Origin of the sequence: Dyadobacter sp. CY326, assembly GCF_021390515.1 — a bacterium.
Taxonomy (GTDB): Bacteria; Bacteroidota; Bacteroidia; order Cytophagales; family Spirosomataceae; genus Dyadobacter.
Genome location: NZ_JAJUXI010000004.1, coordinates 323,034 through 341,483 on the forward strand (window position 1 = coordinate 323,034; position 18,450 = coordinate 341,483).

The 18,450-nt window shown below is 44.5% G+C and carries 16 protein-coding genes; 6 read left to right on the plus strand and 10 right to left on the minus strand.

The window, feature by feature from the left end; translation table 11 throughout:
- Positions 1-8 precede the first annotated feature (8 nt).
- Both LZG73_RS09705 and LZG73_RS09710 read left to right on the plus strand, forming a co-directional pair.
- Positions 9-902: a putative zinc-binding metallopeptidase gene (locus tag LZG73_RS09705; RefSeq protein WP_233848159.1), complete on the plus strand. Its 894-nt coding sequence runs from the start codon at positions 9-11 to the stop codon at positions 900-902.
- A gap of 22 nt (positions 903-924) precedes the next feature.
- Positions 925-2,232 carry a DUF4302 domain-containing protein gene (locus LZG73_RS09710; RefSeq protein ID WP_233848164.1) on the plus strand — a complete coding sequence of 436 codons (1,308 nt, stop codon included), beginning with the start codon at positions 925-927 and terminating at the stop codon, positions 2,230-2,232.
- Positions 2,233-2,322: 90 nt separating this feature from the next.
- Here the strand turns inward: LZG73_RS09710 and LZG73_RS09715 are convergent, their stop codons facing one another.
- The 4 genes from LZG73_RS09715 to LZG73_RS09730 all read right to left on the minus strand — a co-directional run bounded on the left by LZG73_RS09715 (position 2,323) and on the right by LZG73_RS09730 (position 9,070).
- On the minus strand, positions 2,323-3,696 hold the full coding sequence (locus tag LZG73_RS09715; RefSeq protein ID WP_233848167.1) for a RagB/SusD family nutrient uptake outer membrane protein: 1,374 nt from the start codon (positions 3,694-3,696) through the stop codon (positions 2,323-2,325).
- Between the two features lie 29 nt (positions 3,697-3,725).
- Positions 3,726-6,833 (minus strand): TonB-dependent receptor, encoded by a 3,108-nt coding sequence (locus LZG73_RS09720; RefSeq protein WP_233848172.1) that lies wholly within the window; start codon positions 6,831-6,833, stop codon positions 3,726-3,728.
- 214 nt (positions 6,834-7,047) lie between these two features.
- Positions 7,048-7,824: a glycosyltransferase family 2 protein gene (locus LZG73_RS09725; protein ID WP_233848174.1), complete on the minus strand. Its 777-nt coding sequence runs from the start codon at positions 7,822-7,824 to the stop codon at positions 7,048-7,050.
- Complete coding sequence (locus LZG73_RS09730; RefSeq protein WP_233848176.1) at positions 7,817-9,070, minus strand: glycosyltransferase family 4 protein; 1,254 nt, start codon at positions 9,068-9,070, stop codon at positions 7,817-7,819. The genes LZG73_RS09725 and LZG73_RS09730 overlap by 8 nt, the downstream gene beginning before the upstream one ends.
- Before the next feature lie 106 nt (positions 9,071-9,176).
- On the opposite strand from LZG73_RS09730, the gene LZG73_RS09735 reads away from it, so the two are divergent.
- Entirely contained in the window at positions 9,177-10,085 is a 909-nt protein-coding gene (locus LZG73_RS09735; RefSeq protein ID WP_233848178.1) for a class I SAM-dependent methyltransferase, read from the plus strand.
- A gap of 7 nt (positions 10,086-10,092) precedes the next feature.
- Here LZG73_RS09735 and LZG73_RS09740 read toward each other — a convergent pair whose 3' ends face one another.
- The 5 genes from LZG73_RS09740 to LZG73_RS09760 form a co-directional block, all read right to left on the minus strand.
- Positions 10,093-10,593 carry an ORF6N domain-containing protein gene (locus LZG73_RS09740; protein WP_233848180.1) on the minus strand — a complete coding sequence of 167 codons (501 nt, stop codon included), beginning with the start codon at positions 10,591-10,593 and terminating at the stop codon, positions 10,093-10,095.
- 151 nt (positions 10,594-10,744) lie between these two features.
- Entirely contained in the window at positions 10,745-11,551 is an 807-nt protein-coding gene (locus tag LZG73_RS09745; RefSeq protein ID WP_233848184.1) for an FkbM family methyltransferase, read from the minus strand.
- A 15-nt stretch (positions 11,552-11,566) separates the two neighbouring features.
- On the minus strand, positions 11,567-12,469 hold the full coding sequence (locus LZG73_RS09750) for a glycosyltransferase (protein WP_233848185.1): 903 nt from the start codon (positions 12,467-12,469) through the stop codon (positions 11,567-11,569).
- A gap of 3 nt (positions 12,470-12,472) precedes the next feature.
- A complete protein-coding gene (locus tag LZG73_RS09755) occupies positions 12,473-13,087 on the minus strand; it encodes a methyltransferase domain-containing protein (RefSeq protein WP_233848191.1) in 615 nt (204 codons plus the stop codon).
- A 65-nt stretch (positions 13,088-13,152) separates the two neighbouring features.
- Positions 13,153-14,673 carry a lipopolysaccharide biosynthesis protein gene (locus LZG73_RS09760; protein WP_233848195.1) on the minus strand — a complete coding sequence of 507 codons (1,521 nt, stop codon included), beginning with the start codon at positions 14,671-14,673 and terminating at the stop codon, positions 13,153-13,155.
- 123 nt (positions 14,674-14,796) lie between these two features.
- Here LZG73_RS09760 and wecB point away from each other — a divergent pair, with 123 nt between their 5' ends.
- Positions 14,797-15,918 (plus strand): non-hydrolyzing UDP-N-acetylglucosamine 2-epimerase, encoded by a 1,122-nt coding sequence (gene wecB, locus LZG73_RS09765; RefSeq protein ID WP_233848199.1) that lies wholly within the window; start codon positions 14,797-14,799, stop codon positions 15,916-15,918.
- Positions 15,918-16,562 carry an FkbM family methyltransferase gene (locus LZG73_RS09770; RefSeq protein WP_233848201.1) on the plus strand — a complete coding sequence of 215 codons (645 nt, stop codon included), beginning with the start codon at positions 15,918-15,920 and terminating at the stop codon, positions 16,560-16,562. Before wecB ends, LZG73_RS09770 begins: the two co-directional genes overlap by 1 nt.
- A gap of 1 nt (position 16,563) precedes the next feature.
- Here the strand turns inward: LZG73_RS09770 and LZG73_RS25580 are convergent, their stop codons facing one another.
- On the minus strand, positions 16,564-17,478 hold the full coding sequence (locus LZG73_RS25580; RefSeq protein ID WP_233848202.1) for a GNAT family N-acetyltransferase: 915 nt from the start codon (positions 17,476-17,478) through the stop codon (positions 16,564-16,566).
- 281 nt (positions 17,479-17,759) lie between these two features.
- Between LZG73_RS25580 and LZG73_RS09780 the strand changes: the two genes are divergently transcribed.
- Positions 17,760-18,380 carry a response regulator transcription factor gene (locus tag LZG73_RS09780; RefSeq protein ID WP_233848204.1) on the plus strand — a complete coding sequence of 207 codons (621 nt, stop codon included), beginning with the start codon at positions 17,760-17,762 and terminating at the stop codon, positions 18,378-18,380.
- Positions 18,381-18,450: the final 70 nt, after the last annotated feature.

The following is an 18,450-nucleotide window of genomic DNA, read 5'->3' on the forward strand; positions in this document are numbered from 1 at the left end:
TTTTCTTCATGGCACTCATAATGAGTGTGAGCCTGGGCGCATGCAAGGAAGAGGAAATAGGAGAGGTGGAAAACATCCCCGGCCTGGGCGGTGATGACTGGGAACAGGGGCCGATTGATAAATGGATCAAGGATAGTCTTGTTACGCCCTACAACATTTCGGCAAAATACAAATGGGACCAATTCGAGTTTGGAAATATTACCAAAACGCTTGTTCCACCCGATGAAGCGCAGGTGATTCCGCTGCTGAGCACCATCAAAACGGCCTGGACGGTTCCTTACATTCAGGAAGCTGGCAAGGTGTTTTTTAACAAATATTCGCCCAAATTCTTTGTTTTGTCCGGCAGTAACGAATACAATGCGGAGGGCTCCATTGTATTAGGAACTGCGGAAGGTGGCCGCAAAGTGGTTTTACTGGGGGTGAATCAGTTCAAAATAAAGGGCATGGCTGGTTACAATGCTGCTCGCGACACAGCATTCGTAAAAGATCGTTTCTTGCACACAATTCACCACGAATTTGGGCACATTTTACACCAAACCGTACTTTATCCGGTTGAATACAAGAACATTACCAAGTCGCTTTATCAAGGCGGAAACTGGATCAACTGGTCCGATGAGGACGCGCGTCGGGATGGTTTTATCACTGCTTACAGCTCGCTCAACTTTGACGAGGATTTTGTAGAAATGATCGCAATGATGCTGACAGAAGGCAAGGCAGGTTTTGACAAAATCGTCAACTCCATTCCGGAAGGAACCAGCCCGAGAGGAACGACCAAAGCGGAGGCACAGTCATTTTTAAGACAGAAGGAGGCCATCGTGGTCGCATATTACAAAAACACCTGGAACATTGAATTTTACAGCCTGCAGAAAAGAGTTAGGGGATCAATGAACAAGCTATTTTAACTGATTTACAAATAATTTAGGGATGAAAAAATCCATTATATATCTGCTGTTTTCAACGGTTTTTCTTTTGTCGTGCGAAAGCAATGATGACACTGTTTTTGAGGAATCTGCGGACGCAAGGTTGAATGCAGCGATCGCATCTTACGAAAAACAGCTCGTTGAAGCGCCTTATGGCTGGAATGCGGTGATTTATCCGGGAGGCGGTGGTTCATACGGTTTTTATTTCAAATTCGATGATAAAAACCGCGTCACCATGTATTCCGATTTTTCCGAAGAATCGGCGGCGAAGTCGAAGGAAAGCAGTTACAGGTTGAAGGCCATGCAAACGCCTGCTTTGATTTTTGACACGTATTCTTATTTGCACATTTTGTCCGATCCTGACAATGAAGTCAATGGCGGTAATCTTGGTGAAGGTCTGTCATCGGATTTTGAGTTCAGCATTTTTCCCGATTCGGTCAAAACGGAATCAATGACCCTTGTTGGTAGAAAAAATCAAAGCCGTCTGGTGCTGACCAAGGCGACTCAGGCGCAGGCAGCGTCTTACACGGCAGGAAATTTGTCAAAGGGCGTTCTGTTTAACAATGTTACCAAGTATCAGGCTTATTTCAAGCGCGTTACGTTTGGCAATGTGACTTACGAAATCACTCTGAGCCCTAAAACACGGACCATTAAATTGACCTGGCTCGACGGGAGCACACCCAAAACTTTCACGACGAATTATTACTTTACAGAGACTGGCGTGTCATTCACCTCACCGCTGGTCAACGGCTCACAGACAATTACTGGATTTACCAATGTTATCTGGAATGCATCCACGGCACAAGTTGGCATCACCGCAAATGGTGTTAAGAGCACAGTTGTGAGCGCAATCAAGCCTTTGTCAGTGGATCTGGCAGCTTCGAGAAGATGGTGGCAAACACCAATTGAATCCGGCACTTATTGGAGTTCCGCGGATGGCTTTCACGTTAACGGCGTTGACGACGCATTTGGCGTGGCGGATTTGAAATTTGGAACTGAAGTGTTTTACTCCTACATCTATCAGCCAGGACTGAATAGTGAATACGATCTTTTTGGGCCGTTATTTTATGAAAATAATGCGGTTGACTTTAAATATGGCCACGCCCCGGGGCCGCCTAGATTTACCAGTGATGGCAGAGCTATTTTTGAATATGTTGGCACATTCGGGGCTGTTCCAACCACAGGGCCTGTTGTTCAAACTGCGAATTTGCTTTTTGAACCAACTGGATATTATCTCATCCAGACTTCGGAAACGACATATGATATGGTGAGCGCGAAGGATGCCAAATCGTGGATCAGCTGGAAATTATAGCAAGCAATAATTAAGATTTTCAAGATATTTTTAAGCAAGAAAGACACTTTTCAGAGAGTGTCTTTCTTGCTTAATAGGAAACCATGATCCTTAATTGTAACCCTCATTCTGAACAAGTTGCTTGTTTACATCAATCTCGCGTTGCGGGATTGGCAGAATGAGCCTTGGTGAATTGTAAGGCAACGTGCCCACATTCAGCTTGTTGCGTCTCAGGTCGTGGAGCGTATGGCCTTCAAAAGCGAGTTCAAGATGACGCTCTTTCAGGATCGACGCGAGCGTCAATGTTGTTGCCGCCTTCAAGCCTGCGCGAACGCGAATCTTGTTGATATCGGCCAATGGCGTGGCACCCACAACTGTTCCCAAACGGAAATTTGTTTCTGCACGTGTGAGATACATTTCAGCCGATCTGAAAATCAGCACATTGCCATAATTATCAAGATGTTTTTGCGTAAATGTGTTATTCGTGCTGACAAAATAATCGCCCCGCACATCGCCGGCTTCATAGAGACTTCTGTGCTTCGCTGTTACACGGATATCACCGCGTCCTGCCGTTCCCGGAATGTCGTCAATTGTAGTTCCAAAGAATGTATTCATATCATTAACCCCATCCTGCTGCGTCACGATCATGGAGAAAATATATTCCTCAGGATTGGCGCCGCCATTGTTCAGGAATGTGAAAAACAAAGATTCAAAATCCTCAACCAGGGGAAATTCACCTGATTCAATCACTTCATTGGCCTCGTCCCTTGCAGCCGCAAAGTTCGATTGCATGAGGTAAACCCGCGATAATTGTGCTGCGGCGGCATATTTGTTCGCATAATTTGTATTTGATTCCGGCAAAAGCGCTTTTGCCGATTTCAGATCATCCAAAACCTGCGCATAAACTTCGGCAACCGAATTCCTGGCTTTTTTATCAGCATCTGTCACGACACGGGTGGGCGTTAAAACAAGCGGAACGCCTGGATTTTGTGCATTATCGCCGTCTCCCCAAGTTTTGGCATACAACTTAACAAGTTCAAAAAACAACGAACCGCGAATGAATTTTGCTTCACCTTCAATGCGTTCGCGCTTATCTTCATCAACAATATCAAGGGCCGAAAGCACATTGTTGCACCGATTGATCGTCACATAAGAGTCGCGCCAGGTGGCCAGTGCGGTCGCATTGGCGGTTGTGATTTGCTTGTTATACATTTCCAAAAGATTCTGAAAGGTCCCGCCGAAACCAAGCTCATCGCTGTTTCCAAGTAATTCGGACGAATATTGGAATGCGCCGCCATAAACATCAATGTCCTGCAAGCCGTCATATGCACCAATGAGCGTCACTTCCACATCGCGCGAAGTGGTTAATGCGGCTTCTTCATCGATACTTTGCGTGGGCGAAACATCCAGTTTGCTTGCGCAACCATTTATTAACATGAGCCCTGCGGACAGCGCAAGGGAATATATATAGGTTTTCCTTTTCATAATGATCATAATTAATAGCAAAAGAGCTTCTAGAATCCAACATTAATACCAACTAACACGGTGCGTGGCTGAGGAGCAGTGTAAAAGTCGTTTCCAACCGCAAACTTGTTGTCTCTTTCGCTCAAATCATCCGTATTAACTTCCGGATCCCATCCTTTGTAATTGGTAAATGTTGCCAGGTTCAAACCCGAAACATACACGCGCACACGTTCCATTTTCAGTTTGCTTGTAATCGCAGCAGGCAGGTTGTAACCCAATGTCATCGACCGCAAACGCAAGTAAGAACCATCCAAAATGTATCTCGTTGAAGCCTGATTGCCATTTCCTTGATAAAAACGCGCCTCGGGAACGTCTGTGTTCGTGTTTTCTGGCGTCCATGCATTCAGCTGATCGGCAGTCTGATTATCCTCGTAAATTCCGTTTGCAGATGAATATTGACCTACACCGTAAAAATTGATCTTGTTGCCTGCCACACCATTGAAAAATACATTCAGATCAAAACCTGCGAATGAAAATGTGTTCGTAATCCCGCCCACAAACTTTGGGTTTGGATTGCCGGCAACTACGCGCTGGGCGCTGTTGTAGCCACTGTTGGTAACCGTTGTGCGATCAAGAGATCCATCGGTTCCGGGTGTGTTTTTGTAAAAAAGCGCATCGCCATTCGCAGGGTCCACACCCGCATATTCGACCGTATAAAACACGCCCACGGGCTGGCCTTCCATTACACGGCTCATGCTGCGGATTCCGCCCTCAATAACCTGGCCCTGAATGTCGGTAACCTTGTTTTTGTTGTTGGCAATGTTAAACGAAGTGCTCCATTTAAATTTACCAACCAGGTTTTGCGTGTTAAGCACAAATTCAAAGCCTTTGTTTTCCAGTTTACCAACATTCGCAACCTGGATCGAGAAACCGGTGCTTGAAGGAACGTTCACTTCGAGTAAAAGTCCGTTCGTTTTCTTTTCATAATAATCAATTTCACCATTGATACGGTTATTAAACAAGCCAAAATCAATGCCGAAGTCAGATTGTCTGGTCGTTTCCCATTTCAAATTCGGGTTACTAAGCTGCGATGGACGCTGTCCGGCCGCACCTGCGTAACCTGCATCTCCCGCGAACAAGCCCAGCTGTGGAAAATCGCCGATTTCCGAATTTCCCGTAGAACCGTAACTTCCACGTAGTTTCAGGAAGCTTAGCACGTCATTGTCTTTGAGGAAATTTTCTTCGCTAAGCACCCAGCCAGCAGAAACCGACGGGAAAAATCCATAACGCGAATTAGCTCCAAATCGCGATGAACCATCGATCCGCGCGCTCGCTGCCAAAAGATATTTTTCAGACAATTTGTAGTTCAGACGCAAAAAGTAAGAAAGGAAACGGAAGTTGGTTTCCGTTGAACCGCCGTCTGATTTCGTTGCCGCACTTTCTATTTTCTTGTAAGCATTGGATGGAAATTGCGTTCCTTCCACAAAGCTCACCTTCGTCTGCGATTGCTGGTAAGACATCCCCAAAGTCGCATCGAATGTGTGCGGGCCCACAACTTTATCAAATGAGATGAAATTATTCGTGTTATAATTGGTCACGAATGTTCCATAATTTTCGCCCAAGCCGCTGCTCGCATTGCTCACGTTCCGAATATTCTGGCTTTGGTAATAACTTTCTTCATTTTGATTAAGTAAATCAATGCCCAGTTCACTGCGAAACCGTAAGCCCGGCACAATGTTGATCTGCGCATAGGCATTCGTCAGGTTTCGGAACGAAGTCGCAACGAAGCTCGCATACTTGATCGAGATCATTGGATTGAAATAAAGCGGAATGCCCACTTCGCCGGGAGGTGTTCCCGTTGGCAAGCCAGTAGCGGGATCTGTAAATGGCGTTAAAGGCGTTAATGCAGCCATTTGCAATGGGTTAGAAAACGCATTATCGCCCGGTAAACGCTTGTTAACCGTTCTTGAAAGTCCCATTGACAAACCCACTTGAAGCCAGTTATAAGCCTGGTGATCCAGGTTCATGCGCGTGGAAAGCCGGTCCAGTTTGTTGCCGATAATGGTCCCTTTTTGATCCAGATATTGACCCGACAAAAAGAATTTCGTTTTCTCACTTCCACCATTCAATTGGAAATCAAGCTGCTGCATCGGCCCTTTTTGAAAAGCCTGATCTTGCCAGAGATATTCTTTCTGGTTGGGCGTGTTGTAAGTTCCAAGGCTGTAATAATCCAGAAATCCGCCTTCGCCAAGAATATATTGCGTGTAAGAATCCGGATCGCTGGTTTCTACGCCGTCAATGCGGTCGCGGTTGTTTGCCGCCATGGTGTAAAACTTCACATATTGCTCAGCATTAAGGAAATCAACGCGTCTCGTTGCCTCCGAAGATCCCAATTGATAGTTGACGCTCACATTCGTTTTTCCGGCTTTCCCGCGTTTTGTGGTGATCAAAACAACACCATTCGCAGCGCGTGAGCCGTAAATGGCGCCCGCAGAAGCATCTTTTAAGATTTCGATGGATTCAATGTCATTGGAATTGATGTCAGAAAGTGGGTTGGTGCCACCGCCGTCGCTATTGCTCTGGTTCGATGTTGTAATGGGCATTCCGTCAACAACATACAAAGGCTGACTGCTGGCACTGATAGAAGAGTTGCCTCGAATGCGGACATTAATCGCCTGGCCCAATTTACCGGTTCCGCTATTTACGTAAACGCCCGCAGCGCGTCCTTGCAAAGCCGCATCGACACTGGCAACCGGCATATTCTGGATTTCTGTGCCCTTAACCTGAGCAATGTTGCCGGTTACGTCGCGCTTAATTTGCGAGCCAAAACCTGTTACAACCACTTCGCTCAGGCTCCGCGTGTCGCTGGCCAGTGTCACATTGATCACACTTTGGCTTCCCACTGTGACCTCCTGCGAAAGCATTCCGACAAAGCTAAATATCAGCACAGCATTGGAAGAAGGCACGCCGATCTCATAATTTCCATTCGCATCCGTTTGCGTTCCTGTCGTTGATCCTTTGACCTGAACCGACGCGCCCGGCAAGGCTGAATTTTCTCCGTCAGTTGTAACTTTTCCGGTTATCCTCACACTCTGCCCATTTACGGACATCCACGTGCTAAGCAAACAAAACATTGCTAATAGCAGAACTTTTTTCATAATAGCTAGATTTGGTTATTTGAAATTACCTAGAACAAATATATGGTTTCCGCCAGAAAATCAAAATTTTGTGTGTGGCGATTGGCCAAACAAAGGTTATTTGTTTTTGTAAATATTGTAAGAAAAGAGCGCTGATTTGCTCGGAAAAGTTCACGTCTCAATGCAAATTGAGGCCAGAAGATCTTAATCTGGAATGGAGTAAAATTGCATTAATCTACCAATAGCGTCCTTTTGTTCGGGCGAAGATGAAGCCGCGCAGCAAGATGCGGAAATGGTTGGCAACGGTGGGGAAAAAGCCAAAATGTTTGTTCAAAACCTTGAACCGGTCGAGGAGGGAGCGGCGGTGATTTTGAACGGACAACCCGCCGACCAAATAGCGGCAAAGCACAAAAGGCAAATATTTCGTTTGGGCCGAGTGCTTCAAACATTCGATTTCCCAGTCAATGTCTGCGCTGAGATTTTCAATGTCATAAAGCGGTGCAATTGATTTTTTAGCGATAAATGCCTGGTGACAAACCTTCATGCCCAATGCAAAATCCTGCCATTTCAAATCTTCCGGCAAGGTGTGAGGCGTGACGCGGCTTCGAAGTCCAACCTCGCTTCCGTCTTGGCGAACAAGCATTGCATCGCTATAAACGACTTCCGCATTGCGATAAAGCTCAGGAAATAGTCTTGCTAGGACATTAGAATCAAAGATTTCATCGCCTGCATTCAAAAACCAAACATATTTTCCCTGCGCAAGTGCGAGCCCTTTGTTCATGGCATCATACAGTCCGCGGTCTGGTTCGGAAACAATGTTGGAAATGAATGTGAAACGATTGGCAATTTCCAATGTCTTGTCTCTCGATTTTGCATCGATAATCAGATATTCCAAACGTTCGGGCTCGCCAACATTTTGGAGCGCTGCATCCACACTTCGCAATGTGCGTTCCAGAAACTTTTCCGCATTGAAAGTAATCGTAACGATCGTGAGCAGCGGGGCATCATTCATGTGGCAGCAGCGATTGGTAAAGTTGTTGATACTGAGCGGCTACAACACTTTCAGAATACAATTGAATCACTTTCTCACGCGCACTTTGCGACAAGGCTGTGTGATTTTCATCATTCAAAACCCAGATGATTCCATCTGCAAGCGACTCCGCTGAACCTTGCAAAGCAATGTAACCATTGACCTGATGCTCAATCATTTCGGGAATGCCGCCGGTTGCAAATCCGACAGCAGGCGTGCCGCAAGCCATTGCCTCCATAATCGTGTTGGGAAGGTTATCTTCCAAAGACGGAACGACAATCAAATTAGCCGCATTATAGACATTAACCATTTCCGCAGGATCAGATATTTTGCCCAAATAATGCAGCGGAAGGGGAAAAGAAGCCATCATTTCAGCATTGGCCTTTCCCAGCACAAGCACTTCCGTATCATTCGAAAGTGCCCCGATTTTGTCCAATGCTTGTTTGAAAAACTTAAAACCCTTTCTCGGATCGGCCGTATTTGCACCAGCGAAAAGGATCAGTTTTTTCGATTCCGGAAGGTTAAGTTTTCTCCTGATTTCTATTTTATCAAGTGGTTTAAATAATGTTGTGTCAATGCAATTCGGAATGCTAAGCGATTGCAGATTTTCGGTTAATGCAGCACTTTTGACCAGCTTATCCAGCCATTGACTCGGCGAAACGAGGGCTATTTTTGTTTTTGAATAAATGTCTTGTTTGCGCTCAAATTGCTGAAAAGCAATGTCATATTCGTCTGGTTTTGCGAGATAAGGGCAATATTGGCAATGGTTTAAAAAGCGCTCGCAGCCTCTGCTGTAATGGCAGCCGCCGGTAAAAGTCCACATATCATGCAACGTCCAAACGACCGGCTTTCCCAATGCAAAGAGCTTATCAAGCGAATGCATGGACAAAAAACCAAAATTGATCCAGTGCAAATGGATGATGTCAGCCGCCTGCACAAGCGGGTGCCGACTAATATCCGTCCCCACTTCTGCGGGCGAGAACGCAAAACGGATTGAAGCATCTTTTTCTTGCGGATAAAAGTAAAGCCTTTCACCGACAAAACGCGCCCAGGACATTCTGGACTGTGTTTTCGTGTTCGAAAGCCCGGCTGTTTTAGCCTCCTGACGCTGCGCATTGGGGACAAGCAAATTAGAATCTACGCCCGATTTCAGCAGCGCGCGGTGCAATCGCGCGGCAGCAACTCCTGCTCCTCCTTCCAGGTGAAAAGTACTGAGGTGAAGCACCATTTAATGTGAATGTTGATTTTAGGAAAATCTAAAATTAAATAGTTATGCGGTTAAATAAGTTTTATCCTTAAAAGTATCTTTATCAAAAAATAGGAAATACAGTAAGATGTCTACGGAAAAGCAAAGCCATGAGGCGCATTCAGGTTGGTACGAGGTGCAATATGCGACTCAGGAAGCGAAGGACAGGGCCATTGAATTATGGGAATACGATGAGCAGCACAAGACCATCAACCATTGGATCCACCGCCGACAGCTCGAACTGACCGCACCGTTTACGATTGAAAAGAAATCCTGGCTGACGGTTGGCGACGGTTATGGCTTTGACGCCAACTATTTCCATAGGCAAGGGCTTGAAACGACTGCCACAGATATTTCCGGCACGTTTTTGCCCTTATCGCAGGCACGTGGCTTTTTTGATTATTATTCTGTTGAAAATGTCGAAAAGCTGAGTTTTGGCGATAACACGTACGATTATATTTTTTGCAAAGAAGCTTATCATCATTTTCCGAGGCCTTATCTGGGCGTTTATGAAATGCTGCGCGTTGCGCGCGAAGCCGTCATATTGGTCGAGCCACACGACCCGATCTCTAAAATGCCTTTACTGCTTGCATTAAGGAATATTTTCGACCGTTTTGACACGACATTGCTTCAAAAATATTGGAAAAACCGTTATTCGTTCGAAGAAGTTGGAAACTATGTTTTCAAGCTTTCGGAAAGGGAAATGGATAAGTTAGCCAACGGAATGGGGTTGCCGGCAGTTGCATTCAAAGGCATTAACAACAATTATTATCACCCATCTTACAGCAAAGACAAAGCAGACGATTCCTCGTCCGCATTCCGCAAAATCAAGAAAAAGCTGGCATTCCATAACTTCCTTACAAAGTTCTCCCTAATGCCATCACAAGTCCTATGCGCCGTCATCTTCAAGAAGTTACCATCTCAAAACGTGATGGAAGCAATGAAAAAAGACGGTTTCCAAATCCACATTTTTCCAAAAAATCCTTATGCTAGGTAAGGGATTATTATTCTGATTCTTCCCTGTTGAACCCAATTAAGGATCGACGCCTGCCTTCGGGACTTATCAAGAAATTCAATGCATCATTCACGTCGCTAAATTTTACGTTCATTTCGTTTTCTAGCTTGATGAGGCGATCACTGATGTCTTTATAATCAGTGTGATATTGTCTCATCATGACGAATGCGCGCATGATCATAATATTCATTTGAACGGCTTTCTCACTTTTTAAGACGCTCGACAACATTGCAACTCCTTGTTCAGTAAAAGCAAAGGGCGCATATCTTGTGCCTCCCAAACTTGAGGTCACAATTTGTGACCTCAAGTTTTCGAGTTCTTCATTGGTCAATTCGAACATAAAGTCATCCGGAAATCTTGATATGTTTCGACGAACTGCTTGTTTTAGTGCTTTATTTTCAACTTGATATAATGCTGCTAAGTCGAAGTCCAATAGCACGCGTTGTCCGCGCAGCAAAATGACTTTGCTTTGAATAACTGATAATTCCATAACGTGAAGAAAAAATGATTTGATTAGTCCTCTGACTAATACGAGACATTTTTACCTCGGTCACGCCTTTTCTGAAATTTTTTTGGTAGAGTATTCAATCTTTAATTTGCAGCATGCAATGAACCAGCGTTGTACGCAGAAATGTAACAATTCACTCCCGCCAGCCGAAAATATTGAGTTGTAGATCCATTACGTCGTTTCCGCGATAGCGATGGTTTGTAAATGGCTTTAAGCGATGCTGGTTGGTGTCGATGTAGTAGCGGAAGCCGTTTTCTTCGAAAATCTGGATGATGTTGGCCAGGCCTTGCGGGTTGCCAATGTATGAATGAAATTCTACAAACAAATTCTTGACATGACCTAATGCGTGGCGGCAATCGTGAAGCACTTCTATTTCTGCGCCCTCGATGTCAATTTTAAGAAAATCAATGTGGCTTTCTGCCAACAAAAAGTCTTTTAATCGAATGGAGGGCACTTTTTTCTTCTCGGATAGGGAATGAATGGAAGACGAATCGGCTGATTCGCTGCCAAACCAGATGCCTTGATCGTCCGTCCAGACGGCCTTATCGATGATTTTGACATCTGCAATCTGGTTGTTTTTCAGATTGTTTTGAAGCAACGCTGCAATCTGCGGTTCAGCCTCGAAAGCAGTGATTTGGGCTTTTGGAAACAGCTTTTTAAAATACAAAACACTCATCCCAACATTGGCTCCGCAATCAAAAATCACCGGATACTGATCCACTGATTCGAAATAGTAAAATTCATCCGCAAAAATCTCTTTATGCTGCCATAGAAACGACATGGTGTCCGGCACGGTCAGCTTGAAATTGCCGAATTCAACCTGCGTCAATGTATGCCTGCGGCCGTTGCCATATTTGAGCAGCAACCCCATAAACTCACGGTTTGTGGACGTCCGCAAAGCTGTAAAGGGTTCTTTAAGAAGATAGCGCAGCCAGTACATAATGTTTGATTTGGATCAGATCCTGTATTTGATCCGGTTTTTAATCTTTAATGTTAGCGGGAGTTTGTAATAATCGTGGAAGGACGCAATCACTTCATTATCAGGCTGAATGTTTGGGTCAATGTCAATTTTGCCAGCAAGCATTTCGGAGCCATAATAGCCGGTTTTGAAAGTGAAATTTGTGCCGCTGCCGTCGGTGCCGATGTTCCGGATTTTCGAATGCACGGGATAAACGCCAAATGCATTGTTCAAAAATTGACTGTAAGTCCAGCGAATTGCCCACGAGTCGATCACTTTGCGCTGCTGCTTGACGAGCATGGGCCAAAGATCCTCGCCGCCACTTGTAAATTTATCGCGTTCTATTTTGTTTTTGGTTAATTCTGAAAATGCATTGACCTCCCAATCAGCCTTTTCCCATCTGTTAAGCCATGTTCCCCAGCCCCACGAGCTCGCCCGCGGCGCCAGATATAAATCCTTTTTGTAATTGACTGGCAATGAAATCGGTGGGCCATAAGCGGAGACTGAAAAAATGTCGTTTCGGGACTCGTAAGCTTCCAGCGCTTCATTCATGAATGTCAGAAAATCAGGCGCGCTCAGCATGTCATCTTCCAGCACAATTGCTTTTTTGAATTCCTTCAAAACCTCCGTCACACCATTGATAACCGACGCTGCCAAGCCATTATTTCTTTCTGACTTAATTACTTTTATTGTCTTAAACCCTTGAATATTTTTCAAATAACTTCTTAGTTCTTCAATCAACGCTTCGTCAGACTGCTTTTTCGGCCCGTCCGAATAAATGATGAGGTCGCTTTCAGCTGCCAGCTCATTTTGCTGCAAAGCCTCGATCGTCTGCGCCAAATGTGCAGGACGATTGAAACAAAACAAAACGATGGGCGCTAAATTGGCGGGCAAACTCATTTATCAGCTTTTATAAGCATCAATGATCAAAGAAGTGTAACCCAGCTTGCCGCCAGCATTGCGGCTGTCATGGTCTGCCGAACGCCTGACCATGCCGTCTTCCGGGCTCCATGGCGCTTTATGAAATTGCCCGTTTTCATCAAAATATTCAAGCAATTTCACCGTAAAGCCAACGCTTTCCAGCGAGCGCGACATGATTTGATAATTATACAAAAGTTTATGGTCGTCGGCTCCATTGCCTGTGCCGCCGGGCTTTACATAATCAATATATTCCTCGCTTGGATTGAACCCATCAGGCACTGCGACGCGCAAAAATCCGCCCGGTTTCAGATAAGTGTGACAATGCTTGAATGCAAGCCTGCCTTCTTCTTCAGTCAAATGTTCCCAAACGTGCTCGGCCAGGATTTTATCAATGGAGTTTTCGTTGAAATATTTTTGCCAATCGCTCTCTATCAAAAGGTTAAGCGTCTCAATGTCAGAGTGAATCCAGCCTTTGTAAAGTGAATACATTGATCCAACCACCATATTAACCGGCTTTGCAGGATCGTAAGTGGTCAGTTGATATAAACTGAAAGGCTGTTTCAGCACGCCGGCAATAATTTTTTCCTTTAACGACATCAGAAATTGATAAAATGTAAAAACGGACGTGAACGAACGCTTTAATCTTCAAAGATAACGGTCTCTTATTTGATCCTCAGAATACTTGTCTTAATTAATTTCCAGCCGCTGCTGAATCCTGCGGAGATATCTTCCGACACATTCCAAAGTAAAATTCCACCCCCAAAAATGACCGTAATGATCACTGATCGCGCCAAAATGACCATAATGGTGCTTATAAGATCGTTAGCTTCCGGAAATGGCATGTAACGGGCAACCAGAAAAGCCGCCGTTCCCAAAATGATCACTTTAAGCGTTCCGACTGTAAATGGTTGTATGCCAAGCTTTTGTTTGATAAAAAACAGTTTTACAAAGTTATAAACGACCGTTGAAAAGAGAGCGGCTGCCGCTGCGCCATTGAAGCCATAAAGCGGGATCAGAAACTGGCTGCTAAACAGGATCAGGATCGTGAAAAAAAGCATGAACACAATATCGTAGCGATAAAAGCGCGAGTTCGTGAGTATTTCGGAGTTTAAGCCGGTCATCATGTCCGCAATCCTTGAAATGCCAACCATAAGCACAACCCATTTTCCCTGCGCGTAAATGTCTGATTTTGGAATAATGCCGAAGATGGCGTCAATATTGGTCCAGATCCCTAGAAACAGGAATGAGCCGATAATGAAGAGGTTAAGGGATGATTTTTTGTAAATCGTGTCAATGTGTGCGATGTCGTTTCGGGCATATGCCTGCGAAATAATGGGTGCGCTGATCATGACAATGCTGTTTCTTGGAATGGAGATTACCAATGCAATGCGCGATGCAATGTCGAAAATTGCGGTGCTGCCCAATCCGCCTTTGAAGGCTGGAAGCAGTACTTTTTCAATGTGCGGAAGCAATGCAGCGCTTGCGCCGCCGAGCAAAACCCAGAGTCCGTAGCGATACATTTCTTTGAATGCAGGATGTTTTACAAAACCAAAATCAAGAGAGGTGTACAGGCGTTTTTGGAGATGCAAATAAATGAGCATTGCTGCAATGGCCAGCCCGTAGCTAAGAACGGTGAGGTTGACCATGGTGTCGAATGTGATGATTTTGTAACCAAACAGGACGACAACCAGGCTGTTGAACAAACGCAATCCGACTTCACGAATAAGCGACGGGACAGCAATGCGCAAATTGATCCGCGAGTAAGATTCAAGCGCGAGCAAATAAACCATGCCGACCGTGAGCGGAATAAAAACGTAATAATACTTAACCAGCATGGGTGAATGGTCAAGGTAAAATTTGAGATAAAGCGGCTTAAAAAGCAAATAAAGCGCCGCAAAAGCAGCCAGCCCAACGAGCGGCGTTATAATGATAAATGTAAAAAGCTGCCTGCGCGACTCGTGATCCTCGAATCTGCTGTGAAAACGAACGGCAACGGAAGGCACGCCCAGCAATGCAAATGACATGTAAATCACGGGAAAAGTCAGCAGCGTGGAGGCATATAAACCCAATTGCTCTTGCGTCAAAAACTGGTTGTAGAGTATCAGAATGTTGAAAATCCCGATGACAACGCCAACGTAAGAAACGATTGAACTCTTAAAACCCTGACGTACAATAATCCCCATGAAGGCGCGATTGATTAACAAGCGAAATAAGACAAAAACAGCAAGATAGCCTAACCCGCGCATTCTATTAGTTTGTCAGCGCGATTCTGATAACTTTGCGATTCTTACTTAACACACTATATCTTGAAAGTTTTAAATATTGTTGGGGCACGTCCCAATTTTATGAAAATAGCGCCTATCCATCGCGCTTTTTCGCGTTATGCCGACATCCAATCCAAGATCGTTCACACCGGTCAACACCACGATTACGAAATGTCAGGCGTCTTTTTCGAGCAGCTCGATCTCCCCAAACCGGATTATTTTCTTGGCGTAAGCAATGGATCACATGCGCAGCAGACGGCGTGCATGATGCTGGAATTTGAGAAAATTTTAATGCTTGAAAGTCCTGATCTTGTGCTCGTTGTGGGCGATGTAAACTCCACATTGGCCTGTGCATTGGTTGCCGCAAAAGAGCATATTCCCATCGCTCATGTGGAGGCGGGATTGAGAAGCGGTGATAAGCAAATGCCCGAGGAAATCAATAGAACTCTTACTGATGCCATTGCTGATCAGCTTTTTGTAACGGAGCAGGCAGCGATTTTTAATCTGATGAAAGAGAACATTGGTTTGCACAAAATGCATTTTGTCGGCAATGTAATGATCGATTCGCTGGTTTATTGCTGTTCAAAAATGCGGGATAAGTGCATTGCAAAAGATCCCTACATTTTACTCACACTTCACCGGCCTGCCAATGTGGACAATCCTGCCGTGCTGAGAGAAATTGTGAAAATGATTGAAAACCTGTCGGAGCTTGGGCCGGTAATCTTTCCCATTCATCCAAGAACATTGAAAAATTTTGCTCAGAATGGACTCACCCCGCAATTGGAGCACATTGCAAATCTAGAATTACTGAAACCGCAGGGCTATCTAGAATTTTTGGAATTGACGAAAAATGCATTGCTTGTGGTTACAGATTCTGGTGGAATCCAGGAGGAAACGACATTTCTGCAAGTGCCGTGCATTACATTAAGACAAAATACAGAACGGCCCGTTACAGTTGAAGTCGGCACCAACCATTTGTTGCCTGATTGGAATGCGACATCCGTATTAATGCTGGCCAAACACCTTATGGAAGGAAACAGCAAGAAAGGCCGAATCCCTGATTTCTGGGACGGGAATGCTGCCGAACGGATCGTGACAATTTTGAGAGAAAAGTACATTAATTCGTACGTTTGTGCCGGTAAGCGTCAACTGTTTGATTTGTAATGATTAAAAAAATAAAAAATAACACCTGGGACTTTTTGAATGGAGTTGGCCTGGGCGGCAGTGTGCAGCTTTTTTTGGATGGCGCTTTGAAGCAATATGGCTGGTTCAGAAGTTTTCACACCAAGCAATCCGTTGACGCAAACGGCGACCCGCTTCCCTGGTATACTTATCCATTTATTTTGTTCCTTAAACCGCGGTTGAAGCCTGATTTCACCGTTTTTGAATATGGTTCTGGAAACTCCACACGCTGGTACGCCGCACGTATAAAGCACATTACGGCTGTGGAGCACGACGGTGGTTGGATCAAACAAATAAAACTTAAGCTTCCTGCAAACGCGAAAGTCGTTGAAAAACCGTTGGGAGACACCTATATTGAGTCCGTTAAGGAATCTGGCGAGCTTTATAACATCATCATTGTCGATGGCCGTAACCGTGTGAAGTGCGCCAACTTCGCTGTCGATTATTTGACTTCCGACGGCGTGCTGATTCTGGACAATTCGGAAAGGGAATGGTATCAAAAGGCCAAAGAATATTTAAAAGAACGCGGTTTCAGAAGGCTGGATTTTATCGGAATGGCGCCCATCGTGGGCATTGAAACTTGCACGAGCGTTTTTTACCGGGACGGAAATTGTCTAGAAATTTGATTCAAAAATCGATTTCATAAGTGATTTTCAGGCAATCCTGACCGCCAACATTTCGCTTGAATCGGTGCAATGATGGTTTGAAATTTCCTTGATCATCAACCGAAATGCCGAGATCCAGGATTTCGATTTTTTCCTGCCGGCAATAATTGTAAACTGTTTCAAGAAGGATCACAGTCGGACTGTGTGCGCGATATTCCGGCAAATAGGAGCAGAGGAAATTATACAGGACGCGCTTGTTGACCCGAACGGTCAATGTCAATGCAATGATTTTAAGCGCATCGCGGACGACAAAAACAGAGAAGTTTTCAGGAAATTGTGATCTTAATGTCTCAACCTGATTCAAGGTAAGCGAAATGCAATATCCTTGCTGCGCACGACATTCAGTAAGAAAGCGGTAAATAAGTGCCGAAGGAAGCTTATTTGCCAAACCAGCTGTCAGGCCGCATCGCCTCGCTTTTCTCAGCCTTCGTTGCTCGGCTGGTACAATGCGGTCTCTAAAATCGGCAAACGACACTGGAATAAAAGTATTTGTACAGGCCCGAATGGCAAGAAAGTTAGTATTAACATAACATTGTGTTAACAAATCGGCTAACTTAGGTTCGTAACAAGTTGGCGCAGATTTAATAATCAGTTTGTTAGCCCCTTGCTTGAAAATTGTGCTTTTGATGAAATGCAGAAAAAACGCGAGTTCATCTGCGGAGCAATCATCCGCGCATTGAATTCCGCCGAATGGTGCATTGGGCGGCGAAATCCAGACATCGTTTGCTTGCTTGCTGCAATGAAAAACGGCAACAGGTTTTGTCCGATTCTCTCGAAAAAGATAAAATGAATGCAGGCGTTCATTTGTCTGCGTTAGTGCGTGGGCCGGCTCAAAATAGAGATGCGGCTCGAAATCAAAAGTCTTAATTTCGGGCACTTGGCCAGAGCAAATTTGGACAACAAGCCCTGCCTGTTTCTGTTTAAGATTTGGAAAGTGTGCGATAATGTGCGCTAAATAGTTAATTTTGAGCCACTAATAGGCAGTGTGTGTCCAGAGACCCAGGTTTTAGACACTTAATTCTTTTACTTCTTTAATTATCCTATACTAATTTTATAATTTTTATGTTTAATACAATGCCGATTGCTATTTTTGTAAAATAACGCCTATTTGCAACGGCACCTGCATTTTTCGTATCTAAATTGGACTTAAACCCATACATGAAACACATACTGATTGCCGAAGACCACGCCGTGGTAAGAATTGGCACCAAACACCTCCTCAAATCACTCATTCCGGAATCTACTATTTCCGATGTTGACGATTTTGACAAGATACTTCAGGAATTAGAAGTCAAAAAATATGACCTGCTGATTCTGGATATAAATATACCAGGTGGAAACACGACGAAGATGGTTGAGACCATTCGTCATAAATCTCCTGGAATCAGGATATTGATGTTCTCTAGTTATGATGAGCAGCAATACGGCTTAATGTATCTTCAGGCGGGTGCGGACGGTTACTTGTCCAAAGATGCGCCGGAAGAAGAGTTCAAAACGGCCGTAATGAGCGTTTTGAATAACAAAAAATATATGAGCGAAGATATGCAGCAAATGAATATCAACAGGCTCATTAATCCAAGAGAGTTTCTCCCGGACCCGGTTGTAAGCCTTTCCCCAAGAGAAACGGATGTGATGAATCTTTTGAAAGAAGGATTAGGAACTGCCAAAATCGCAGAAAAACTTAACCTGCAACTCTCGACCGTTAGTACTTACAAAGCACGGATATTTGAGAAACTGGGAGTTAAAAATATCGTAGAACTGATCACGAAGATTAAATAAAATTGATACGCCATTGTAAACCCTGCACCGTCAAGTGCAGGGTTTTTTTGTGAGGTTTTGTGCAGTAATG